Genomic DNA, 21,207 nt, shown 5'->3' on the forward strand with positions numbered 1-21,207 from the left:
GCGGGGGCGGATGACCAATCATGCCCGTCACGCAGCGCGGGGACAGGCTCCCAAAGCCGCCAGACGGGCGACCTGCAGGGCCTGCTCGACATCCTCGCCCCGGGCGTCGTCCTCCTTGGCGACGGCGGGGGAGTCCGGCAGGGCTGTCCACCGAGCTCCACGCCGTACCCAGAACGCACAAGCTGTCACACATGGAGTGAGGAACAAGCCTGAGCCGCTGAACGCGGCTGGGCACGGAAAGTTTCATCCGAAGGAGAGGCAGGAGAACATGCCGGGGCGACACGACACAGACGAGACCAGCATCCGCCAGCAGATCGACGGGATCATCGAAGGACTGCGGAACAAGGACCTCGACGGCCTGCGAAGGCTCTACACGATCGACGTGGTGTCCTTCGACGTCGAACCGCCACTGCAACACGTCGGGATCGACGCCAAACTCAAGAACTGGGCGAACGTCTTCGCGTTCTTCGACACCGTGTCCTACGAGGTCCGGGATCTGACCCTGACCGTCGGCGACGACGTGGCATTCGGACACGCGTTCGGCCGGCTCAGCGGCACGCTGAGGGACGGGACGGCGACGAACGGCATGTGGGTCCGGGCCACCTTCTGCTTCGAGAAGGTCGACGGCACCTGGCTCATCGCGCACGACCAGGTCTCCGTGCCGCTCGACATCCGCACCGGCAAGGGGGTGGTCGACCTCCAGCCCTGACCCGTTAGCCGAGGCCGACGCGGATTCGATAATGCACATTATGTCAAGTAAGCAGGGTCCGGGCCTCCCCGGCGTCAGTCCACGACCGGATCGGCGAGGACCGACGCCAGGACCCGCGCCTGCTCCTCGTGCCGGCCTCCCGGACGCGCCAGCTGGATGAGCGCCTTCCACAGCGCCCAGCCGCGGGCGCGTCGCCACGCGTCGTCGGGCAGGCCGGCCGCCTCCCGGAACAGTTGCCGCTCGGGACCGGCGAACCACGTCCACGCCGGCACCAGGTCGCAGGCCGGATCCCCGACGCCGCAGGTGCCGAAGTCGATGACCGCGGACAGCCGCCCGCCGGAGACGAGCAGGTTGCCGACGGCGACATCACCGTGGAACCAGACCGGCGGCCCCGGCCACGCCGACACCAGGGCCCGCGCCCAGACGTCCCGGCACGCCGCCGTGTCCACCCGCCCCCGCAGCACGTCCAGGGCGTCCTCCACCTCGTCGCCGTAGACGCTCGGATGGCAGCCCCGGAAGCACGAGTGCCGACCGGCCACCGGGCCGCCGGCCGCCGGCGCCCGTCGCAGCGCGGCCAGGAACGCCCCGAGGTCACGCGCCAGGCCCGGCCGGTCGACCTGCGCGGCGGCCTCCACCGTCTCGCCGGGCAGCCAGCGCCGCACCGACCAGGGGTACGGGTAGCCGGAGCCGGGCCGGCCGGTGGCGACCGGTTCGGGTACGGGCAGCGGCAGGTGTCGGGCCAGCGCCGGCAGGCAGCGGTCCTCCTTGGCGATGCCCGGCACGTAGCCCTCGGCGCTGGGCAGCCGCACGACGAGGTCGTCCCCGAGGCGGAACGTCCGGTTGTCCCATCCCTGCCGGTCGACCGCGGCGACCGGCAGGTGCGCCCAGTGCGGGAACTGCGCGGCGACGAGCCGGCGTACGAGTTGTTCGTCGATCACGGACCCCAGTCTGGGTGCCGTGACAAGTGGGTTTCGCTCCCCCGTGCCGAGCACTGGCGGGAACGCGAAAATCATGCATAATATGCCTTATGCATGACAAACCGGACGAACCGGTGGGCCGGTTGATCGAGGAGTTCCTGACCGCCCGGGCCACGCGGAAGCCCTCCCCGCACACCCTGGCCGCGTACCGCAGGGACCTGACCACGGTGGCCGGCCTGGTGGCAGTCCAGGACGGGACCACTCCCCTCCCCCTCGACCGGCTCCCGGTCACCGCCCTGTCCCCCCGGGTCATGCGCGCCGCGTTCGCCCGCTTCGCCGCTCCCCGCGCCGCCGCGTCGGTCCACCGTGCCTGGTCCACGTGGAACAGCTTCTTCACGTTCCTGGTGGCCGAGGGTGTCGTACCCGGAAATCCGATGCCCGCGGTGGGGCGTCCCCGGACCCCGCTCCCCCAGCCCAAGCCGCTGCGGGGCGAGGACACACCGGAGGAGCTGCTGGCCGCGGTGGCCCGGGAGGACGGCCGGCAGCGCGACCCGTGGCCGGAGCGGGACCTGGCGGTGCTGGTACTGGCGCTCTGCGCGGGCCTGCGCCTGTCGGAGCTGCTGGCGCTGCGGGTGGCGTCGGTGGCCGGCCGGACCGGTGAGCGCCGGGTGGACGTGGCGGGCAAGGGCGGCCGGCCGCGGACGGTGCCGATCGAGGCGGGCGTGGACGGGGTGCTGGCGGACTACCTGGACAGCCGGCGGCGGCGGTTCGGGGCGCGTACCGTCCGGCCGGACGCGCCGCTGCTGGTGGACCGGCGGGGCGAGCCGCTGCGCCGGGGCGGCCTGCAGTACCTGGTGGAGTCCTGTTACCGGCGGGCGGGCATCGGTGACCGGGTGCCGCGGGGCGCCCGGTTGCACGCGTTGCGGCACACTTTCGCGACGCGGTTGGCGGAGGACGGGGCGAGCGCGGCGGAGATCATGCGGTTGCTGGGGCACGCGTCGTTGGCGTCGTCGCAGACGTACATCGAGGTGACGGCGGGTCAGCAGCGCGCGGCGGTGCATGCGAACCGGACCAACCGGGCGGTCGCGGCGCTGGTGGACGGGCCCGCGGGGGGCGGTGGCTGATCCGGGCGGAGGCGGTCAGTGGCGGCTTTCGAGCACCCGCCTCAGCTTCTGGTAGCTGACCGGCGCAGCGCGTCGGGACTGCCGGCGTACCAGGGGCAGCAGGGCGACGCCGATGCCGTGACCTTCGAAGTCGAGGGTGAAGGTGACGCGGGACCGGGTGCCGTCGTCGAGGGGTTCGACGGTGATGGTGGCGTGTGCGCGGACCGGCCCGTCGATTCCCTGGGCGGCCCAGCGGTGCGGGGGGTCGTTGCGGGTGATCCGTTGACGCATGGCGCGGTCGGTGCCGTTGATGCGGCGGGTGGTGGTGAATTCGGCGTCGTCGCCGACCTGTACGCGGACCACGTCGTCCTGCCACTCGGCGAACCGGGACGGGTCGGTGGCGTAGGCGAAGACGTGGTGCGGGGGGCGGGCGATCTCGATGGTGGATTCCACCGCGGCCATGGTTGCTCCTCTGTTACGGACGGCGGGTCTGTTCCGTCAGGGTTATGACGGACGGCGCGGCGGGAGGGTAACGGTGGAGGACTTCGAGGCGCATCGCTTCTGGCGCTGCTGGTGGTGCTGGACACGTTGACGCCGGCCGAGCGGCTGGCGTTCGTGCTGCACGATCTGTTCGGTGTGTCGTATCCGGAGATCGCGTCGATCCTCGGCCGGTCGAGCGACGCGACGAAGATGCTGGCCAGTCGCGGGCGCCGCCGGGTTCGTGCGGCGGAGCTGCCGGACGGGGATCCGGTTCGGCAGCGTGAGCTGGTCGAGGCGTTCCTCGCGGCGGCGCGCGCCGGTGATTTCGGAGCGCTGCTCGCGGTGCTGCATCCGGAGGTGACGGTGAGCGCGGACGCCGTCGCGGCCGGATCCCCCGGCCCGGTGCGGCTGCGCGGTGCCGGTGTCGTCGCCCGGCAGGCGCTGCTGTTCTCGCAGCGGGCGCCCGATGCCCGGGTGGGGCTGGTCGACGGGGCGGCGGCGATCGTGGTGGCGCCGCGGGGGCGGCTGCTGACGGTCCTGACGTTCCAGGTGGCCGGTGACGTGATCGTGGCGGTCGAGGTGGTGGCGGAGCCGGGCCGGTTGGGGCGGCTGGCCGTCGGGGTGTGAGGGGCGCGCCGGGCGCGGGCCGTGGTGGCAGGATCCGGGCGGTGCGGGTTGGTGGCGCGCGGGCGGTGGCGGTCGACTGGGTGCGGGCGGAGATGCGCCGGGACGCGTCGATCGGGGGTGCGTTCTTCTCGGGGTCGACGGTGGGTCTGCCGGATGAGGCGGTGCTGGCGCCGTCGTCGGATGTGGACGTGCTGCTGGTGCGGGACGTCCCGGCGGCGAAGGTGGGCAAGTTCGTTCACCGGGGGGTGCTGTTGGAGGTGTCGTCGCTGACGTGGGCGGAGTTGGGGTCGCCGGCGGACGTGCTGGGGTCGTGGGTGTTCGCGCCGATGTTCCGGGCGGACGCGGTGATCGCGGACCCGTCGGGGCGGCTGGCGGTGATCCGGGAGCGGGTGGCGGCGGGGTTCGCGGATCCGGTGTGGGTGCGTCGTCGGTGTGCCGGGGTGCGGCGGCGGATCGAGGGCGGGTTGGCGCGGCTGGACGGGCGGGCGTCGGTGCCGGAGCAGGTGCTGGCGTGGGTGTTTCCGACGTCGCTGCTGGCGGTGTTGCCGGCGGTGGCGGGGTTGCGGGATCCGACGGTGCGGCGGCGGTACGTGCGGGCGCGGGAGGTGTTGGCCGGGTACGGGTTCGCCGACCGGTACGAGGAGTTGCTGGCGTCGTTGGACGGCGGTGGGGTGGGTCCGGGTCGGGTGCGGGAGCACCTGGCGGGGTTGGCGGTGACGTTCGACGAGGCGGCGCGGGTGGCGCGTACCCCGTTTCCGTTCGTGGCGGATCTGTCGGCGGCGGGGCGGCCGGTGGTGCTGGACGGGAGCGCGGAGCTGGTGGCGGCGGGCGCGCATCGGGAGGCGATGTTCTGGGTGGTGGTGACGTACGCGCGGTGTCATGCGGTGCTGGCGGTGGACGCGCCGGGGCGGGAGCGGGTGCGGCGGCCGGCGTTCGAGGCGGTGTTGGCGGATCTTCGGGTGGGGTCGGTGGCGGAGCGGCGGCGGCGGGCGGCGGCGCTGGTGGGGTCGTTGCCGCGGTGGCAGGCGGTGGCGGATGCGGTCGTGGAGCGGGCTGTGGCAGGCTGAGGGGTGAACGCGACTGGCGGCACGGGGATGGGCAACCATCGGGGAGCTCGGCGCGGGGGTCGACCGCCTGGGCCTCCGTGGGCGGGGTGCGGCATGTCTTCTTCGGGTACGACGACGGCGCGGTTGCTGCCGGGTGCGCCGGTGGCGGCGCAGGTGTTGGCGGCGGTCGCCGAGTCGGTGGTGGCGTTGCGCGCGGCGGGGGTGACGCCGGCGTTGGCGACGGTGCTGGTGGGTGACGACGACGCGAGCGCGGGTTACATCCGGATCAAGCAGCGGCAGGCGGCGGAGCTGGGTTTCGTGTCGCCGCACGTGCATCTGCGGGCGTCGGCGTCGCAGGCGGATCTGCATGCGGTGCTGGCGGATTTCAACGCGGACAAGGCCGTGCACGGGGTGCTGGTGCAGTATCCGATTCCGGGTCACCTGGACTATGACCGGGCGCTGGCGGAGCTGGACCCGGACAAGGACGTGGACGGGATGCATCCGGTGAACATGGGCCGGTTGGCGTTGGGGTTGCCGGGTCCGTTGCCGTGCACGCCGGCGGGGATCGAGGCGTTGCTGGCGTTCCACGGGGTGCCGGTGGCGGGCCGGGAGGTGGTGATCCTGGGTCGGGGCGCCACGCTGGGCCGGCCGTTGGCGATGTTGCTGGCGCAGAAGCGGCCGACGGCGAACGCGGCGGTGACGGTGGTGCACACGGGTGTGCCGGACTGGTCGCGGTACACGCGGCGGGCGGACATTCTGGTGGCGGCGGCCGGGGTGCCGGGGATCATCCAGCCGGAGCACGTGCGCCCGGGTGGTGTGGTGGTCGGCGGTGGCGTGCGGTACGAGGGGCGGCGGCTGCTGCCGGACGTGGACGAGTCGTGTGCCGAGGTGGCGGGGGCGATCACGCCGCGGGTCGGCGGGGTGGGTCCGACGACGGTGGCGATGTTGTTCCGCAACGCGGTGCGCGCGGCGGAGCGGGCGTCCGGGCTGGGCTGACGGCCGGGCCGGTCAGCCGAGGTCGACGATGAGCGGCCGGTGGTCGGAGATGGTGGACAGGGGGGTGTCCACGGCGGTAACTGGGGGCAGCCGGTCGAGGCCGCGCCGGTCGGCGAGGATGTGGTCGAGCTGCACCCGGGGTTGCCCGGCCGGGTAGGTGGGCAGCCGGCCCAGGGGCCGCCAGCGGGTGAGCAGGGCGGCGGGTCCGGCGGGCAGGTTGAGGTCGCCGAGGAGGATCCGCGGGGCGGGCAGCGCGCGGAGGGCGCGCACGACGCGGCGCAGTTGCAGCATGTTCCAGCCGGGTACGAAGGACAGGTGGGTGGCGGCGACGGTGAGCGGCCCGTGCGGGGTGTCCAGGACGGCGGCGAGGACGACGCGGGGTTCGTCGCGGAGCAGGACGAGCCCGCCGCCGGGGCCGGGGACGTAGATGGGTGAGCGGACGGGGGCGGGTCGCAGTCGGGTGACCTGCCAGGAGCGGACCGGGTGGCGGCTGACGAGGCCGACGCCGTAGAGGGGTTCGCCGTGGCCGTCGTCGTCGTGGGTGAGGGGGCGGAACTGTTCGCCGGGGGTGCCGACGACGGCGGCGGCGAAGTGGTGTTCGGGGGCGTCGAGGGCGCGGGCGGCGATGGCGGTGAGGTCGAGGCGGCCGCTGCGGGTCTGGTCGCGGTCGACCTCCTGCAGGGCGAGGACGTCGGCGTCGAGTGCGGTGACGGCGGCGGCGAGCCGGTCGGGGTCGACGAGTCCGTCGGTGAGGGACCGGCCGTGCAGCAGGTTGAAGGTGGCCAGGCGCACCTGCACACCCTACGTCCGCGTGGCAGGCTTGCCCGGTGCTGAAGGCGTTGCTGTGTTCGATGCTGGTGTTCGTGGCGGTGGCGTCGTTGGGGTTGTGGTTGCGGCGGCTGCGGGGGCGTTGAGCTGCGGTGAGGCTGGCCACACGCCCACCCGTCGGGGTGCCGGGGGTGGGCAGAATGGCGGCCCGTGGATCCTGTGTCGCTGACGACCCTGTTGACCGCGTCGGCTCTGGCGGGCTGGGTGGACGCCGTGGTGGGCGGCGGTGGCCTGTTGCTGTTGCCGGCGTTGCTGCTGGGCGCGCCGGGGGTGCCGGTGGCGACGGCGTTGGGCACGAACAAGCTGGCCGCGATCTTCGGTACTTCGACGGCGGCGGTGACGTACGCGCGGCGGACGAAGCTGGACTGGGCGGTGGCGGGGCCGGCGGCGGGGTTGGCGGTGCTGACGGCCGGGGTGGGCGCGGCGCTGGCGGGTGCGGTGCCGGCGGGGGCGTACCGGCCGGTGGTGCTGGCGGTGCTGGTGTCGGTGGCGGTGTTCGTGCTGACCCGGCCGCGGCTGGGGGTGGTGTCGTATCCGGGGCGGCGTACGCCGGTGCGGGTGGCCACGGCGGTGGCGGTGGCGGGTCTGGGCATCGCCCTGTACGACGGGTTGATCGGCCCGGGCACGGGGACGTTCCTGGTGTTGGCGTTCACGGCGCTGGTGGGGGCGGATTTCGTGCACGCCTCGGCGATGGCGAAGGTGGTGAACGCGGGCACGAACCTGGGGGCGCTCGTGGTGTTCGCCGCGACCGGGCACGTGTGGTGGCTGCTGGGCGCGGCGATGGCGGTGTGCAACGTCGCCGGGGCGGCGGTGGGCGCGCGGATGGCGTTGCGGCGCGGGTCGGGTTTCGTGCGGGTGGTGCTGCTGGTGGTGGTGCTGGCGTTGGTGGGCAAGCTGGGCTACGACCAGTGGGTGGCGGCGTGAGGCGCTGACCGGCGGCGTGTGATCATCGGCGGGTGCCTGTCCGCGCCGAACACGACCGTGCCGTCCTCGCCGAGCTGTTGGGCCGGGATCCGGTGTTGCACGCGTACCAGTTGGGCGACCTGGACGACTTCTTCTGGCCGTACACGTCGTGGTTCCGGCGGGGTGACGAGGTGGTGCTGCTGTACCACGGTGTCGAGCTGCCCACGCTGCTGGCGTTCGCGCCGCCGGAGCGGGCCGGGGACCTGGCGGCGCTGCTGGCCGAGGCGGCGCCGGTGCTGCCGGCCCGGCTGTGGGCGCACCTCTCCCCCGGCCTGGCCGCGACGGTGTCCCGCTGGTACGCGGTGTCCGACGCCGCCGCGCACCACCGGATGGCGTTGACCGACCCGGCCCGGCTGGCCGCGGTGGCCCCGGCCGGGGAGCCGCTGGGCCGCGCCGACCTGCCGGAACTGCGGGAGTTGTACGCGGCCGCGTACCCGGGCAACTGGTTCGACCCGCGGATGCTGGACACCGGCCGGTACGTCGGGGTGCGGGAGGGCGGCCGCCTCGTCGCGGTGGCCGGGGTGCACGTGTGGTCGCCGACGTGGCGGGTGGCCGCGCTGGGCAACGTGACCACCCACCCGGACGTGCGGGGGCGGGGTCTGGCCGGGGCGGCGGTGGCCGCGGTCTGCGCGGGGCTGCGGGCCACCGTCGACCACGTCACGCTCAACGTGCAGGCGGACAACACCCCGGCCGTGCGCCTCTACGAGGGGCTCGGCTTCACCCGGGTGGCTGATTTCACCGAGTGCGCGCTGCGCCGCCTGCCGTGACCGGCTGACCGGCGCCTGCCGTGAGCGGCTAACCGGTGCCCGGTGTTCCCGGCCGGGGTCAGCGGCCCCGGCTGGGCGAGTCGAACCGGCCGGCGCGGATCTCCCGCAGGGCCCGGCGGCGGGCGTCGCCGCGCAGCGTGTCCACGTACAGGCGGCCGTGCAGGTGGTCGGTCTCGTGTTGGAGGGCTCGGGCCAGGAATCCGCTGCCGGCGATGGTGAGCGGCTGGCCGTGCTGGTCGAAGCCGCGGGCGGTGGCGTGCATGGCCCGCGGTGTCGGGAAGTACAGGCCGGGGATGGACAGGCAGCCCTCGTCGTCGTCCTGGCGCTCCTCGGACAGCTCCAGGGTGGGGTTGACGAGGTGGCCGCGGTGCCCGTCGGCGTCGTAGACGAACACCTGCGCGTTCACCCCGATCTGCGGGGCTGCCACGCCGGCCCGGCCGGGCGCGCCGAGCAGCGTGTCCATGAGGTCCTGCACGAGCGCGCGCAGCTCGGCGTCGAAACTGGTCACCGGCTCGGACGGGGTGCGCAGCACGGGGTCGCCGATGATCCGGATCGGGCGCATAGTCATGCCCGGAAGGCTAGCCGCCCGTTACCCCGGCGGGTGCGGCACCCGCCCGGTCGCGGACCAGGACCTCGACGCCGTCGAGCAGGCGGGCCAGCCCGAACTCGAAGGCGCGGGCCGGGTCGCCGGTGGCCTGGTACTCCTGCCCGGCGGTGGTGCCGACCCGGGCGGCGAGGGGGAACCGGTTCGGGTCCAGGACCTTCTCCAGGTACGGGGCGTGCGCGTGCCACCATTGCTGCTCGGTCATCCCGGTGTCCCGGCTGGCCTGGGCCGCCTCCACGGCCGGGCGGGCGGCGCCGTGCACGTACCCGGTCACCAGGGTGACGACGGCGTCCATCTCCAGGTCGGTCAGGCCGATGCCGTCGACGGCGCGCAGCTCGTACTCGTACTTGGCGATCAGGTTCGGGCCCAGCGGCGGGCGGGTGGTGGCGACCTGCAGCAGCCACGGGTGGCGCAGGTAGAGGGCGAAGTTCTCCCGGGCGATCTGCGCCAGCCGGCCCCGCCAGCCGCCCGGCACCTGCTCGGGGCGGTCGGTCTCGCCGTAGACGGTGTCGAGCATGACGTCGAGCAGTTCGCCCTTGCCGGGCACGTGCGTGTAGAGGGTCATGGTGCCCACCCCGAGCCGCTCGGCGACCCGGCGCATCGACAGGGCGGCGAGCCCTTCGGCGTCGGCGACCTCGATGGCCGCGCGCACGATCCGCTCCACGGAGAGGTCGCCGCCCTTGCGGCTGGCCTTCTCCCGGGTGCGCCAGAGCAGGGCGAGGCTGCGCGCCGGGTCGCCGGTGCCGCTGTACTCGGTGGTCACTCGCCGACTGTACCGACCCCGTTGTCGTATGGTGTACGGTACGGCGTACCGGACGAGGAGCGGAGGGGCCATGCGACGGCACGGACCGGCGATCGAGGCGGAGGGCCTGCGCAAGCGCTACGGCGACCAGGTCGCCCTGGACGGCGTCGACCTCACGGTGCCCGCGGGCACCGTGTGCGCGGTGCTCGGGGTGAACGGGGCCGGCAAGAGCACCCTGGTCCGCATCCTCACCACCCTGCTGCGCGCCGACTCCGGTGCGGCCCGGGTGGCCGGGTTCGACGTGCGGCGGCAGGCCGACCGGGCCCGCGCGCACCTGGGCCTGGTCGGCCAGCACGCGGCGGTCGACGAGATCCTCGGCGGCCGGCAGAACCTGGTGCTGTTCGGCCGGCTGCACCACCTCTCCCCGGCCCGCGCGGCGGCCCGCGCCGACGACCTGCTGGACCGGTTCGACCTGGCCGGGGCCGCCGGGCGGCCGGTGGCCGGCTGGTCCGGCGGGATGCGCCGCCGGCTCGACCTGGCCGCCGCGCTGATCGTCGACCCGCCGGTGCTGTTCCTCGACGAACCCACCACCGGCCTGGACCCGCGCGCCCGCAGCGACGTCTGGGACGCCGTGCGCGGCCTGGTCGGCGCCGGGACCACCGTCCTGCTGACCACCCAGTACCTGGAGGAGGCCGACCGGCTCGCCGACAGCGTGCGGGTGCTGCACCACGGGCGGGTGACCGCGGCCGGCACCCCGGAGGAGCTGAAGTCGACCCTCGGCGGCGACCGGATCGACGTGGTGCTCGACCACCCCGACGACCTGGCCCCGGCCGCCGCGGCGGTCACCGCCGCCACCGGCGTGTCGCCCACCGTCGACCGCGCCGCGCTGCGGCTCAGCCTCCCGGTCACCGACCGGGTCGCCGCGCTCGCCGCGGTGCTGCGCGCCGTGGAGGCCGCCGGCCTGCGCGCCGGCGACGTGGCGGTGCGCCGCCCCACCCTCGACGAGGTGTTCCTGCGCCTCACCGACTCGCGCACGGAGGTGCCGGCGTGACCGTCCTGCCGCTGTCCCGGGCCCGCTGGGCCGCCGCCGACACCGCCGTCCTGACCCGCCGAACCCTCGCCCACTGGGCACGCCGCCCCGGCGAGGTGCTGTTCGGCCTGCTGTTCCCCGTCCTGCTGCTGCTGATGTTCGGCTACCTGTTCGGCGGCGCCATGGCACTGCCCGCCGGCGGGACCGGGACGCCGTCCGACGGCGCCGACTACCGGGAGTTCCTGCTGCCCGGCATGGTGGCCATGACCATGCTCTTCGGCGTGGAGACCACCTACACGGCCGTGGCGGTGGACACCGCCCGGGGCGTGACCGACCGGTTCCGGTCGTTGCCCATGAGCCGCGCCGCGGTGGTCACCGGCCGGGCCGTGGCCGACCTGCTGCACTCGGCGGTGGCCCTCGCGGTGGTGCTCGCCTGCGGCGCCCTCGTCGGGTGGCAGCCGCACCGCGGTCCCCTCGCGGCGCTGGCCGCGGTGGCGCTGCTGCTGCTCCTGCGCTTCGCGATGATCTGGCTCGGGGTGTACCTGGCGCTGCTGCTGCGCCGCCCCGAGACGGTCGCCGTCCTGCAGATCCTGGTCTGGCCGCTGGGTTTCGCCTCCAACGCGTTCGTCGCGCCGGCCACCATGCCGGGGTGGCTGGCCGCGGTCGCCGCGTGGAACCCGCTGTCGGCCACCGTCGCGGCCACCCGGGGCCTGTTCGGCAACCCCGGTTGGGGCGCCGGTTCCTGGCCCGCCGAGCACGCGGTGGCCCTCGCGGTGCTCTGGCCGCTGCTGCTGGTCGCGGTGTTCCTGCCGCTGTCCGTGCGCCGCTGGCAACGCCTGGGCCGCTGAGGCCCGCGGGCCGGCGGTCGGGCGGCTCAGGCCGGCGGTCGGGCCGGCGCCAGGCCGGTGTCGGCGATCCGGTCGCGCAGCGGGCGGCGGCGCAGCGCCGCGAGCACCGCGGCCAGCTCGTCGGCCAGGGGTACGGGCAGCTCGGCGTCGAGCCCCCGCATGGCGGTGGTGGTGGCCGCCCACTCGGCCTCGATCACCGGCAGCAGGGCGCGCGCCCGGTCGGTGAGGGTCACGATGCGCTGCCGGGCGTCCGCGCCGGAAGCCAGGACGACCAGGCCGGCGCGGGCCATCTGGGCGACGGTCTGGCTGGCCGCGGAGTGGGTGACGCCGACCCGGGCCGCCAGGTCACGGATCGCGAGGGGACCGTCGGCGACGAGCACCCGCACCAGCGGTGAGAAGCGCGGCCGGTAGTCGGCCAGGTCGAGGTCGGCGTAGACGGCGGCCACGTCGCCGTCGAGCACCTCCAAGACGTGGCGCAGCAGGGTGCCGAGGGCCTCACGGTCGGGGGTGCCGGTCACGTCCGCTAATGTAACAGCGCCGTTGTATCCGGGCCGTGGGAGGGGAACCCGATGTATCCACCGATCGAGCCGTACGCGCAGGGCCAGCTCGACGTGGGCGACGGCCAGCGGATTCACTGGGAGACCTGCGGCAACCCCGACGGCCGGCCGGCGCTGGTGGTGCACGGCGGCCCGGGCTCCGGCGCGGGCGCCTCCTGGCGGCGGCTGTTCGACCCGGCCGCCTACCGGATCATCCTGTTCGACCAGCGCGGCTGCGGCCGCAGCACCCCGCCGGCGAGCGACCCGGACACCGACCTGTCGGTCAACACCACCGCGCACCTGCTGTCCGACATGGAACTGCTGCGCGCGCACCTGGGCGTCGACCGGTGGCTGCTCTGCGGCGCCTCCTGGGGCTCCTCGCTGTCCCTGGCGTACGCCCAGCGCCACCCGGAGCGGGTCACCGCGCTGGTGCTGTTCAGCGTGGTCGCCAACACCCGCCGGGAGATCGACTGGGTGACCCGGGACATGGGCCGGATCTTCCCCGAGGAGTGGGCCCGGTTCCGCGACGGCGTACCGCCGGCCGAGCGCGACGGGGACCTGTCCGCCGCGTACGCCCGCCTCGTCAACGACCCGGACCCGCGGGTGCGCGACCGGGCCGCCCGGGACTGGTGCGCCTGGGAGGACGTGCACGTCTCGCTGGCCGGCGGGTTCAAGCCCAGCCCCCGCTACGCCGACCCGGTGTTCCGGGCCGGCTTCACCCGGGTGGTCACCCACTACTTCAGCAACCTGGGGTTCCTGCCCGACGGGCAGCTGCTGCGCGACGCCGGCAAGCTGGCCGGGATCCCGGGGGTGCTGGTGCAGGGCCGGCTGGACGTCAGCGGCCCGCCGGACATCGCCTGGCAGCTGACCCAGGCGTGGCCCGACGCCCGGCTGGAGATCGTCGAGTCCGGCGGCCACGGCAGCGGCCACGGGGTGGGTGAGCGGGTGGTGGCCGCCCTGGACGCCTTCGCCCGAGCCTGAGCCGGTGGGTGGGTGGCGGCGGTGGTCGCCGCCTGACCCGCCTTTGCCCGCGGCGCTGAGCCGGCGGGGTCAGGCGGCGGCGAGCAGCGCGCGGACCGGGGCGGCCTTCGCGGCGGCCTCGGCCACCTCCGCGGCCGGGTCGCTGTCCCAGGTGATGCCACCGCCGGCCCACAGGTGCAGCCGTTCGGCGTCCGCGGCGGCGGTGCGGATGGTCAACCCCAGGTCGACGCGGCCCGGCCCGACCCAGCCGAACGCGCCCATGCTCGCGCCGCGGCCGACCGGCTCCAGGGCGGCGATCTCGTCGAGGGCGGCGAGCTTCGGGGCCCCGGTCACCGACCCGCCGGGGCACACCGCGCGCAGCAGGCCGGCCAGGCCCAGCCCGTCGGCGGGTGCCGCGGACACCGTCGACTCGGCCTGCCACAGGTCGCACCACCGGCGGACGGCGAACAGCTCGTCGACCCGCACCGAGCCGGTGCGGGCCACCCGGGCCAGGTCGTTGCGCTCCAGGTCGACGATCATGACGTGCTCGGCGCGTTCCTTGGCCGAGGCGAGCAGTTCCCGGCGGCCGGCCGGGGTGGCCGGGCGGGTGCCCTTGATCGGCCGGGTGACCAGGCGGCCGTGTTCCACCGCGACGAGGGTCTCCGGGGAGGCGCAGCCGATCGCCCAGCCGAGCCCGGACAGGGTGCCGCCGTAGCGGGCGCCGGGCAGCGCGCCCAGCCGCGCGAGGGCGGGCAGCGGGTCGCCGGCGTACCCGGCGGCGGCGTGGCCCACGACGTTGACCTGGTAGACGTCGCCGCGCCCGATGGCCGCCCGGACCGCCGTGACGGCCTCGGCGTGCGCCGCGGCGGTCCAGCTGTCCCGCCAGGGGCCCAGCCACCAGCCGCCGGCTGCGGGGCGGGCCGGCGGGGCGGGCCGGTCGGCGTGGCCGTAGACCACCACCGCCAGGTCCGGCAGCGCCGGCACCGGCGTGGGCGCGCCCGCCGCGGCGCCGGCGGCGCGGGCACCGGCCGCGGCGGACAGGAACAGCGCGGCGCCGCAGGCCCCGGCCGGGTCGTGCGCGGCCGGCCGGGCCAGGTCGGCCAGGGCCACACCGTGTGCGGCCAGGAAGTTCTCCGCCAGCGCCGCCGGGTCGCCGCCGTCGGCGAGCCACCATTCCAGCCGGGCCCGTTCCACGAGCCGGTCCCGGCATTCCGGCGGCGCCCCCGGCACGTCGACACCCATCTTTGGGAGCGCTTCCACACCGTCCGGCCGGTTCACACTCATCCGTTCAGCCGATTTCGGGTGAACAAGCCGCATCCTTGCTCGATAGCGCGCGCTTGCGCTTGGTACTGTGCGTCACTGGTCATGTGAACCATGACACAGTGCCCCCACAGTCCGGAGAACCCGATGTGCCAGCACCTACCCCACTGCCCCTCCGCCGAGGCGACCGACCGCGAAGCCGCTCGCGTCATCGCCTGCTTCCCTGAGCAGGGCTGGAGCCTGCTCTGCAACGGTGTCATCGTCTTCGAGGACACCGGTGAGCTGCTCCCCGACGGCAGCACCATCGCCCCCCACCGCGGCCCCGCCCGGCACGCCCTCGTCGCCTGACCGATCACGCTCCGTCAGGGAGCGTACGCGCCGACCGACCGGTCGACGCGCCGGCCGGGGCGGCGGCATTGCACCGCCCCGGCGAGCTGCGCCTCAGCTCTCGAACGCCTCCGGCGCCGGACACGAGCAGACCAGGTTCCGGTCGCCGTACGCGCCGTCGATCCGCCGCACCGGCGGCCAGTACTTCCCCGCCCGGTCCGTCCCGGCCGGGTACGCGCCCACCGACCGCGGGTAGGGGTGCGGCCACTCGTCACCGGACACCATCGCCGCGGTGTGCGGCGCGTTGGCGAGCGGGTTGTCTCCCGCCGGCCACTCCCCCGAGCCCACCTTGTCGATCTCCGCGCGGATGGCGATCATCGCGTCGCAGAACCGGTCCAGCTCGGCCAGGTCCTCGCTCTCGGTCGGCTCCACCATCAGCGTCCCGGCCACCGGGAACGACATCGTCGGCGCGTGGAAGCCGTAGTCGATCAGCCGCTTCGCCACGTCGTCCACGGTCACGCCGGTCGCCTTCGTCAGCGGCCGCAGGTCCAGGATGCACTCGTGCGCCACGAGGCCCTTGTTGCCGGCGTACAGCACCGGGTAGTGCTGCCGCAGCCGCGCGGCCACGTAGTTCGCGGCGAGGACCGCCACGCCGGTGGCCCGGGCCAGCCCCTCGGCGCCCATCATCCGCAGGTACGCCCACGGGATCGGCAGGATGCCCGCCGACCCGTGGTTCGCCGCGGAGATCGCCGGCCGGCCGTCGACGTGCGCGGCGAGGGGGTCGCCGGGCAGGAACGGCGCCAGGTGCGCGCGCACCGCCACCGGGCCCACGCCGGGCCCGCCGCCGCCGTGCGGGATGCAGAACGTCTTGTGCAGGTTCAGGTGCGACACGTCCGCCCCGAACCGGCCCGGCTTGGCGAACCCGACCAGCGCGTTGAGGTTGGCGCCGTCGACGTACACCTGGCCGCCGGCGTCGTGGACCTTCGCGCACAGCTGCGCGATGCCCGTCTCGTACACGCCGTGGGTGGACGGGTAGGTCACCATGATCGCGGCGAGCGCGTCCCGGTGCTTGTCGATCTTCGCGTCGAGGTCGACCAGGTCGACGTTGCCGTCGTCGTCGCAGCCGACCACCACCACGCGCATGCCGGCCATCACCGCCGACGCGGCGTTGGTGCCGTGCGCCGACGACGGGATGAGGCACACGTCGCGGTGCGCCTCGCCGCGCTCCCGGTGGTAGGCCCGGATGGCCAGCAGCCCGGCCAGTTCCCCCTGCGACCCGGCGTTGGGCTGCACGCTGACCGCGTCGTAGCCGGTCACCTCGGCCAGCCAGCCCTCCAGCTGGGCGATCAGCTCCCGGTAGCCGGCGGTCTGCTCGGCCGGGGCGAACGGGTGCAGGTGCGCGAACTCCGGCCAGCTGACCGGCTCCATCTCGGTGGTGGCGTTCAGCTTCATGGTGCACGACCCGAGCGGGATCATGCCCCGGTCGAGGGCGTAGTCGAAGTCCGACAGCCGGCGCAGGTAGCGCAGCATCGCCGTCTCCGAGTGGTGGGTGCGGAACACCGGGTGGGTGAGGAAGTCGCTGCCGCGGGCCAGGTCGTCCGGCAGCGCCGCGTCCACCTCGCCGTCGACGCCGGCCACGCCGAACGCCGCCCACACGGCCGCCAGGTGCGCGGCGGTGGTCGTCTCGTCGCAGGAGACGCCGACCCGGTCGGCGTCGACCAGCCGCAGGTTCACGTTGCGCGCCGCGGCGGCGGCCACCACCTCGGCGGCCCGCCCGGGCACGGTCGCGGTGACGGTGTCGAAGAACGCGACGTCCGCGACCTGCACGCCGCCGGCACGCAGCCCGGCCGCGAGCCGCGCCGCCGCCTCGTGGGTACGCCGGGCGATGGCCCGCAACCCGTCCGGGCCGTGGTAGACGGCGTACATGCCGGCCATCACCGCGAGCAGCACCTGGGCGGTGCAGATGTTGCTGGTGGCCTTCTCCCGCCGGATGTGCTGCTCGCGGGTCTGCAACGCCAGCCGGTACGCCGGGTTGCCGTCGGCGTCCCGGGACACCCCGACGAGGCGGCCGGGCAGCATCCGCTCCAGCCCGGAGCGGACGGCCAGGTAGCCGGCGTGCGGGCCGCCGAAGCCCATCGGCACGCCGAAGCGCTGGGTGGTGCCGGCGGCGATGTCCGCGCCGATCTCGCCCGGCGGGCGCAGCAGGGTCAGCGCCAGCAGGTCCGCGGCGACGGTGACCAGCGCGCCGGCGGCGTGCGCGGCCTCGACCAGCGCGCGGTGGTCGCGGACCGCGCCGGAGGCGCCCGGGTACTGCAGGTGCAGGCCGAAGAACTCGGCGGGCAGCTCGTCGCGCTCCACGTCGAGCACCCGCACGTCGATGCCGAGCGGCTCCGCGCGGCTGGTGATCACCGCGATGGTCTGCGGCAGGGTGTCGGCGTCGACCACGTACACCGGGCTCTTGGTCTTCGACGCGCGGCGGGCCAGGGTCATGGCCTCGGCCGCGGCGCTGCCCTCGTCGAGCATGGACGCGTTGGCGGTGGCCAGCCCGGTCAGGTCGGTGACCATGGTCTGGAAGTTCAGCAGCGCCTCCAGGCGGCCCTGGCTGATCTCCGGCTGGTACGGCGTGTACGCCGTGTACCAGGCCGGGTTCTCCAGCACGTTGCGGCGGATCACCGCCGGGGTGTGCGTGCCGTGGTAACCCAGCCCGATCATCGACACCGCGACGGTGTTGCGGGCGGCCAGGGCGCGCAGCTCGGCGATGGCCTCCCGCTCGCTGGCCGGGGCGGGCAGGTCCAGGGCGCCGTGCCAGCGGATCACCTCGGGGATCGCGGCGTCCATCAGCTCGTCGATGGAGCTGTGACCGACGGCCTCCAGCATCCGGCGCTCGTCGTCCGGGCCGGGGCCGATGTGCCGGTCGGCGAACTGCTCTACGGTCATGCGCTGCGCTCCTTGTGGGGGCGAGGTCGACGGGTCGGCCTCCCCCTGAGTCGCGCTGACGCGCTCCACAGCGCCTGCCCACGTGGTCCTTTTGCCTGAGAGGTTCCGGGGAGAATCTGCCCCTTCGGCGCCGTCCGAGTGGTTCCCGGGCGGTCTCTCCCACGTGGGTGGTACCGGCATGGTCAACGCTACCAGCGACCATGTTTCCGGCTCATGTCGTACCCCGCCGGGGGTCGGTCACACGGCGGCGGGCACCGGACCGGCGGCGACCCGGTCGGCCAGCGCGGTCAGCGTCGCGCCCAGCGGCGCGTCGAGGGTGAGGGTGGCGTGCCCGTCGCCGCGGGTGGGGCCCTGGTTGACGATGGCCACCGGGATGCCGAGCTTCGCGGCGCGCAGCACGAACCGCCGCCCCGACATGACGGTCAGGGAGGAGCCGAGCACCAGCAGCGCCCGGGCCCGCTCGACCAGGGCGAAACAGTCCGCGACCCGGGGCGCCGGCACCGTCTCGCCGAAGAACACCACGTCGGGCTTGAGCATGCCGGCGCCGCAGATGCCGCAGTCGACGGTGCGGAAGGCGGCCACCGCCTCGTCGGGCAGGTCCACGTCGCCGTCGGGGTTGACGTGCGCGACGTGCGCGTCGAAACCCGGGTTGGCCTCGGTGAGCCGCCGGTCCAGCTCGTCGCGGGAGGTCAGGTTGCCGCAGTCCAGGCAGGTCACCTCGTCGAGCCGGCCGTGCAGCTCGATCACGCCGGTGGCGCCGGCCTCGGTGTGCAGGCCGTCGACGTTCTGGGTGATGATCCCGCCGAGCAGGCCGGCGCGTTGCAGCCGGGCGACCGACCGGTGCCCGTCGTTGGGGGCGGCCCGGGCGATCAGCCGCCAGCCCAGGTGGCTGCGCGCCCAGTAACGCCGCCGCGCGTCCGGGTCCCGGGTGAACGCCTGGTAGGTCATCGGCGTGTGCCGGCGGGCCGCGCCGGAGGGCCCCCGGTAGTCGGGGATGCCCGACTCGGTGGACAGGCCGGCGCCGCTGAGCACCACCACGTCCCCGGCGCCCACCAGCCGGGTCAACGCGTCGAACGTCTCGGTCACGGCGTCCATGCTGCCTCGCCCGACCCGTCTCCGGCGAACCCGGGCCGCCCGCTCACCCGGTGCGGCTCCGGTCGCGGGGCTAGGTTGAGGGCATGCGCGTCGTCATCGCCGGAGGCCACGGGAAGATCGCCAAGCTGCTGGAGCGGGAACTCGCCGGACGCGGCGACACCGCCGTCGGGCTGATCCGCAACCCCGGGCACGCGGCCGCGCTGCGCGCCGCCGGCGCCGAACCGGTGGTCTGCGACCTGGAACACACCGACGTCGACACCCTCGCCGGGCACCTGGCCGGCGCCGACGCGGTGGTCTTCGCCGCCGGCGCGGGCCCGGGCAGCGGCGCGGCCCGCAAGGACACCGTCGACCGGGCCGCCGCGGTGCTGCTCGCCGACGCCGCGCAACGCGCCGGGGTCCGCCGCTACCTGCTGGTCTCCTCGATGGGCGTGGACCGGCCCCCCTCGGCCGGCACCGACGAGGTGTGGGCGGCGTACCTGCGGGCGAAGAAGGCCGCCGAGGACGAGGTCACCGGCCGGGACCTCGACGTGACGGTGCTGCGCCCCGGCCGGCTCACCGACGACGCGCCGGTCGGCCGGATCACCCTGCGCCGGCACGTCGACCCCGGGCCGGTCACCCGCGCCGACGTGGCCCGGGTGCTGCTCGCCCTGCTGTCCGCCCCGCACACCGCCGGGCTCACCCTGGAACTGGTCGGCGGGGAGACCCCGATCGCCGAGGCGGTCCGCGCCGCCACCTGAAGCGCGCGTCCCGCCCCGGTCAGCGGCGCAGCCCCGCGTTGAGCCGTGCCGCCTGCCGGGTGAGGTGGTCGCGTTCGGGGAGGCTGGGCGCCGACCGGGCCGCCTCCGCGTACAGCCGCGCCGCCGTGGCCGGGTCACCGTCACGCTCGTGCAGGTACGCCGCGACGGCGGTGTGCCGCGGCAGGCCCGGGTCCAGCCCCGCGAGGGCGGCCAGCCCGGCGAGCGGGCCGTCGGCCTCGCCGACCGCCACGGCCCGGTTCAGGCGGGCCACCGGGCTGTCGGTGAGGCGCACCAGTTCGTCGTACCACTCGACGATCTGCACCCAGTCGGTCTCCTCGACCGTCCGCGCGTCGGCGTGCAGCGCGGCGATGGCCGCCTGGGCCTGGAACTCCCCCAGCCGGTCCCGGGCCAGCGCCGCCTGGAGCACGTCGACGCCCTCGGCGATCAGCCGGGTGTCCCACCGGCCGCGGTCCTGCTCGGCCAGCGGCACGAGCCGCCCGTCCGGGCCGGTCCGCGCCGCCCGCCGCGCGTGGTGCAGCAGCATGAGCGCCAGCAGGCCCGCGACCTCCTCGTGGTCGATCCGCGCCGCCAGCTGCCGGGTGAGCCGGATCGCCTCCCCGGCGAGGTCGACGTCACCGGAGTAGCCCTCGTTGAACGCCAGGTAGAGCACCCGCAGCACGGTGGCCACGTCACCGGGCTGGTCGAACCGGACATCCGAGACGGTCCGCTTGGCCCGGCTGATCCGCTGGGCCATGGTCGCCTCCGGCACCAGGTAGGCCCGCGCGATCTGGCGCGTGGTCAGGCCGCCGACCGCGCGCAGCGTGAGCGCGACGGCCGACGCCGGCGTGAGCGACGGGTGCGCGCACAGGAAGTACAGCTGCAGCGTGTCGTCGGCGGCCTCCCCCGGACCGGGCGCGGGCTCGGCCTCGACGCGGGCCTCCCGGTGCCGCCGGGACGCGTCGGCGCGGACCGCGTCGAGGAACTTCCGCCAGGCCGCCGTGACCAGCCAGCCCTGGGGGTCGCGCGGCGGGTCCACCGGCCACACCCGCACGGCCTCGATCAGGGCGTCCTGGACGGCGTCCTCGGCCGCCGCGAAGTCGGCTCCGCGGCGGACGAGGATCCCGATCACGGTGGGGGTGAGAGCCCGCAGCAGAGCCTCATCCACCGTGCCTCACTCCGTGATCGTCGAGGGCTCGCCCAGGAACGGGCGCACCTCGAGCCACTCGTGGATCGGCTTCCCACCCGCGCCCGGGGCCGCGGACAGCTCCCCGGCCAGCTCGACCGCCCGCTCCCAGGTGTCGACGTCGATCACCATCCAGCCGGCGATGAGGTCCTTGGTCTCCGCGAACGGGCCGTCGGTGACCGGCGGCCGCCCCTCACCGTCGTAGCGGACGAACGTGCCCTCCGGCGACAGCGCCTGCCCGTCGACGAACTCGCCGGTGCCCTCCAGCCGGGCGGCGAAGTCCCGCATGTACCCCATGTGGGCCGAGACCTCCTCCGGCGTCCACTGGTCCATCGGCACGTCGTTGACCGCCGCGGGCGCGCCCCGGTAGTGCTTGAGCAGCAGGTACTTGGCCATCATCGTCTCCTCGGTGCGGTACGGCCATTGTTGCCGTGTTCGCTCCGGGGACGGAGCCGCGACCCGGTTCTCGACATCCCACCGCGACTTTTTCCGGCCGGATTTTTCGCGGCGCC

Annotated in this window: 23 protein-coding genes and 2 riboswitches; of the genes, 12 read left to right on the forward strand and 11 right to left on the reverse strand. The window is 74.9% G+C overall.

Annotated elements, in window-relative coordinates:
- Nucleotides 1-268: 268 nt before the first annotated feature.
- Entirely contained in the window at nucleotides 269-709 is a 441-nt protein-coding gene (locus ACZ6PY_RS14495) for a YybH family protein (RefSeq protein WP_466072308.1), read from the forward strand.
- A gap of 74 nt (nucleotides 710-783) precedes the next feature.
- On the opposite strand, the gene ACZ6PY_RS14500 is transcribed toward ACZ6PY_RS14495, so the two are convergent.
- On the reverse strand, nucleotides 784-1,647 hold the full coding sequence (locus ACZ6PY_RS14500) for an aminoglycoside phosphotransferase family protein (protein ID WP_466072309.1): 864 nt from the start codon (nucleotides 1,645-1,647) through the stop codon (nucleotides 784-786).
- 89 nt (nucleotides 1,648-1,736) lie between these two features.
- Here ACZ6PY_RS14500 and ACZ6PY_RS14505 point away from each other — a divergent pair, with 89 nt between their 5' ends.
- Entirely contained in the window at nucleotides 1,737-2,750 is a 1,014-nt protein-coding gene (locus tag ACZ6PY_RS14505; RefSeq protein ID WP_466072311.1) for a tyrosine-type recombinase/integrase, read from the forward strand.
- A gap of 15 nt (nucleotides 2,751-2,765) precedes the next feature.
- On the opposite strand, the gene ACZ6PY_RS14510 is transcribed toward ACZ6PY_RS14505, so the two are convergent.
- Complete coding sequence (locus tag ACZ6PY_RS14510) at nucleotides 2,766-3,191, reverse strand: SRPBCC family protein (RefSeq protein WP_466072313.1); 426 nt, start codon at nucleotides 3,189-3,191, stop codon at nucleotides 2,766-2,768.
- Between the two features lie 111 nt (nucleotides 3,192-3,302).
- On the opposite strand from ACZ6PY_RS14510, the gene ACZ6PY_RS14515 reads away from it, so the two are divergent.
- From ACZ6PY_RS14515 to ACZ6PY_RS14525, 3 genes are all read left to right on the forward strand, one after another.
- A complete protein-coding gene (locus tag ACZ6PY_RS14515) occupies nucleotides 3,303-3,836 on the forward strand; it encodes a sigma factor-like helix-turn-helix DNA-binding protein (RefSeq protein ID WP_466072315.1) in 534 nt (177 codons plus the stop codon).
- A gap of 41 nt (nucleotides 3,837-3,877) precedes the next feature.
- Entirely contained in the window at nucleotides 3,878-4,903 is a 1,026-nt protein-coding gene (locus ACZ6PY_RS14520) for a hypothetical protein (protein ID WP_466072317.1), read from the forward strand.
- A riboswitch (ZMP/ZTP riboswitch) is annotated at nucleotides 4,903-4,983 on the forward strand. (Overlaps the previous gene by 1 nt.)
- 13 nt (nucleotides 4,984-4,996) lie before the next feature.
- Nucleotides 4,997-5,878, forward strand: a complete 882-nt coding sequence (locus tag ACZ6PY_RS14525) for a bifunctional 5,10-methylenetetrahydrofolate dehydrogenase/5,10-methenyltetrahydrofolate cyclohydrolase (protein ID WP_466072319.1) — start codon at nucleotides 4,997-4,999, stop codon at nucleotides 5,876-5,878.
- Between the two features lie 12 nt (nucleotides 5,879-5,890).
- On the opposite strand, the gene ACZ6PY_RS14530 is transcribed toward ACZ6PY_RS14525, so the two are convergent.
- Nucleotides 5,891-6,670 carry an endonuclease/exonuclease/phosphatase family protein gene (locus ACZ6PY_RS14530; RefSeq protein ID WP_466072321.1) on the reverse strand — a complete coding sequence of 260 codons (780 nt, stop codon included), beginning with the start codon at nucleotides 6,668-6,670 and terminating at the stop codon, nucleotides 5,891-5,893.
- A 186-nt stretch (nucleotides 6,671-6,856) separates the two neighbouring features.
- On the opposite strand from ACZ6PY_RS14530, the gene ACZ6PY_RS14535 reads away from it, so the two are divergent.
- On the forward strand, nucleotides 6,857-7,630 hold the full coding sequence (locus ACZ6PY_RS14535) for a sulfite exporter TauE/SafE family protein (protein ID WP_466072323.1): 774 nt from the start codon (nucleotides 6,857-6,859) through the stop codon (nucleotides 7,628-7,630).
- A 32-nt stretch (nucleotides 7,631-7,662) separates the two neighbouring features.
- Nucleotides 7,663-8,436, forward strand: coding sequence for a GNAT family N-acetyltransferase (locus tag ACZ6PY_RS14540; protein ID WP_466072325.1), 774 nt, complete (start codon nucleotides 7,663-7,665; stop codon nucleotides 8,434-8,436).
- A gap of 58 nt (nucleotides 8,437-8,494) precedes the next feature.
- Here the strand turns inward: ACZ6PY_RS14540 and def are convergent, their stop codons facing one another.
- Both def and ACZ6PY_RS14550 read right to left on the reverse strand, forming a co-directional pair.
- Entirely contained in the window at nucleotides 8,495-9,004 is a 510-nt protein-coding gene (gene def, locus ACZ6PY_RS14545) for a peptide deformylase (RefSeq protein ID WP_466072327.1), read from the reverse strand.
- Between the two features lie 10 nt (nucleotides 9,005-9,014).
- Nucleotides 9,015-9,803 (reverse strand): TetR/AcrR family transcriptional regulator, encoded by a 789-nt coding sequence (locus ACZ6PY_RS14550; protein WP_466072329.1) that lies wholly within the window; start codon nucleotides 9,801-9,803, stop codon nucleotides 9,015-9,017.
- Between the two features lie 70 nt (nucleotides 9,804-9,873).
- Between ACZ6PY_RS14550 and ACZ6PY_RS14555 the strand changes: the two genes are divergently transcribed.
- Together ACZ6PY_RS14555 and ACZ6PY_RS14560 are read left to right on the forward strand one after the other, a co-directional pair.
- Nucleotides 9,874-10,833, forward strand: a complete 960-nt coding sequence (locus ACZ6PY_RS14555) for an ATP-binding cassette domain-containing protein (protein WP_466072331.1) — start codon at nucleotides 9,874-9,876, stop codon at nucleotides 10,831-10,833.
- Nucleotides 10,830-11,660, forward strand: coding sequence for an ABC transporter permease (locus ACZ6PY_RS14560; protein WP_466072333.1), 831 nt, complete (start codon nucleotides 10,830-10,832; stop codon nucleotides 11,658-11,660). The genes ACZ6PY_RS14555 and ACZ6PY_RS14560 overlap by 4 nt, the downstream gene beginning before the upstream one ends.
- 26 nt (nucleotides 11,661-11,686) lie before the next feature.
- Here ACZ6PY_RS14560 and ACZ6PY_RS14565 read toward each other — a convergent pair whose 3' ends face one another.
- Nucleotides 11,687-12,178, reverse strand: a complete 492-nt coding sequence (locus ACZ6PY_RS14565) for a MarR family winged helix-turn-helix transcriptional regulator (RefSeq protein ID WP_466072335.1) — start codon at nucleotides 12,176-12,178, stop codon at nucleotides 11,687-11,689.
- A gap of 51 nt (nucleotides 12,179-12,229) precedes the next feature.
- Here ACZ6PY_RS14565 and pip point away from each other — a divergent pair, with 51 nt between their 5' ends.
- Nucleotides 12,230-13,177, forward strand: coding sequence for a prolyl aminopeptidase (pip, locus tag ACZ6PY_RS14570; protein ID WP_466072336.1), 948 nt, complete (start codon nucleotides 12,230-12,232; stop codon nucleotides 13,175-13,177).
- A 69-nt stretch (nucleotides 13,178-13,246) separates the two neighbouring features.
- On the opposite strand, the gene ACZ6PY_RS14575 is transcribed toward pip, so the two are convergent.
- Entirely contained in the window at nucleotides 13,247-14,440 is a 1,194-nt protein-coding gene (locus ACZ6PY_RS14575; protein ID WP_466072338.1) for a chorismate-binding protein, read from the reverse strand.
- Between the two features lie 123 nt (nucleotides 14,441-14,563).
- Between ACZ6PY_RS14575 and ACZ6PY_RS14580 the strand changes: the two genes are divergently transcribed.
- Nucleotides 14,564-14,764: a DUF5999 family protein gene (locus ACZ6PY_RS14580; protein WP_262284233.1), complete on the forward strand. Its 201-nt coding sequence runs from the start codon at nucleotides 14,564-14,566 to the stop codon at nucleotides 14,762-14,764.
- Nucleotides 14,765-14,857: 93 nt separating this feature from the next.
- Here the strand turns inward: ACZ6PY_RS14580 and gcvP are convergent, their stop codons facing one another.
- Nucleotides 14,858-17,680, reverse strand: coding sequence for an aminomethyl-transferring glycine dehydrogenase (gcvP, locus tag ACZ6PY_RS14585; protein ID WP_466072340.1), 2,823 nt, complete (start codon nucleotides 17,678-17,680; stop codon nucleotides 14,858-14,860).
- Nucleotides 17,681-17,753: 73 nt separating this feature from the next.
- A riboswitch (glycine riboswitch) is annotated at nucleotides 17,754-17,852 on the reverse strand.
- Between the two features lie 65 nt (nucleotides 17,853-17,917).
- The gene (locus ACZ6PY_RS14590) at nucleotides 17,918-18,775 is read right to left on the reverse strand and encodes an NAD-dependent protein deacetylase (protein ID WP_466072342.1); all 858 of its coding nucleotides are present in this window, start codon (nucleotides 18,773-18,775) and stop codon (nucleotides 17,918-17,920) included.
- 83 nt (nucleotides 18,776-18,858) lie between these two features.
- On the opposite strand from ACZ6PY_RS14590, the gene ACZ6PY_RS14595 reads away from it, so the two are divergent.
- Nucleotides 18,859-19,512, forward strand: coding sequence for an NAD(P)H-binding protein (locus tag ACZ6PY_RS14595; protein ID WP_466072343.1), 654 nt, complete (start codon nucleotides 18,859-18,861; stop codon nucleotides 19,510-19,512).
- Nucleotides 19,513-19,531: 19 nt separating this feature from the next.
- Here the strand turns inward: ACZ6PY_RS14595 and ACZ6PY_RS14600 are convergent, their stop codons facing one another.
- On the reverse strand, nucleotides 19,532-20,677 hold the full coding sequence (locus tag ACZ6PY_RS14600) for an RNA polymerase sigma factor (protein WP_466072345.1): 1,146 nt from the start codon (nucleotides 20,675-20,677) through the stop codon (nucleotides 19,532-19,534).
- Nucleotides 20,678-20,683: 6 nt separating this feature from the next.
- Nucleotides 20,684-21,091 carry a YciI family protein gene (locus ACZ6PY_RS14605; protein ID WP_466072347.1) on the reverse strand — a complete coding sequence of 136 codons (408 nt, stop codon included), beginning with the start codon at nucleotides 21,089-21,091 and terminating at the stop codon, nucleotides 20,684-20,686.
- Nucleotides 21,092-21,207: the final 116 nt, after the last annotated feature.

It is taken from the genome of Micromonospora sp. NPDC048907 (assembly GCF_055586885.1).

What these genes read in the sequence shown, in the direction of transcription:
- ACZ6PY_RS14605 (WP_466072347.1), bottom strand. Translation starts at nt 21,091, where the DNA reads ATGGCCAAGTACCTGCTGCTCAAGCACTACCGGGGCGCGCCCGCGGCG.
- ACZ6PY_RS14580 (WP_262284233.1), top strand. Translation starts at nt 14,564, where the DNA reads ATGTGCCAGCACCTACCCCACTGCCCCTCCGCCGAGGCGACCGACCGC.
- ACZ6PY_RS14505 (WP_466072311.1), top strand. Translation starts at nt 1,737, where the DNA reads ATGCATGACAAACCGGACGAACCGGTGGGCCGGTTGATCGAGGAGTTC.
- ACZ6PY_RS14525 (WP_466072319.1), top strand. Translation starts at nt 4,997, where the DNA reads ATGTCTTCTTCGGGTACGACGACGGCGCGGTTGCTGCCGGGTGCGCCG.
- ACZ6PY_RS14595 (WP_466072343.1), top strand. Translation starts at nt 18,859, where the DNA reads ATGCGCGTCGTCATCGCCGGAGGCCACGGGAAGATCGCCAAGCTGCTG.
- ACZ6PY_RS14510 (WP_466072313.1), bottom strand. Translation starts at nt 3,191, where the DNA reads ATGGCCGCGGTGGAATCCACCATCGAGATCGCCCGCCCCCCGCACCAC.
- pip (WP_466072336.1), top strand. Translation starts at nt 12,230, where the DNA reads ATGTATCCACCGATCGAGCCGTACGCGCAGGGCCAGCTCGACGTGGGC.
- def (WP_466072327.1), bottom strand. Translation starts at nt 9,004, where the DNA reads ATGACTATGCGCCCGATCCGGATCATCGGCGACCCCGTGCTGCGCACC.
- gcvP (WP_466072340.1), bottom strand. Translation starts at nt 17,680, where the DNA reads ATGACCGTAGAGCAGTTCGCCGACCGGCACATCGGCCCCGGCCCGGAC.
- ACZ6PY_RS14495 (WP_466072308.1), top strand. Translation starts at nt 269, where the DNA reads ATGCCGGGGCGACACGACACAGACGAGACCAGCATCCGCCAGCAGATC.
- ACZ6PY_RS14555 (WP_466072331.1), top strand. Translation starts at nt 9,874, where the DNA reads ATGCGACGGCACGGACCGGCGATCGAGGCGGAGGGCCTGCGCAAGCGC.
- ACZ6PY_RS14575 (WP_466072338.1), bottom strand. Translation starts at nt 14,440, where the DNA reads ATGAGTGTGAACCGGCCGGACGGTGTGGAAGCGCTCCCAAAGATGGGT.
- ACZ6PY_RS14590 (WP_466072342.1), bottom strand. Translation starts at nt 18,775, where the DNA reads ATGGACGCCGTGACCGAGACGTTCGACGCGTTGACCCGGCTGGTGGGC.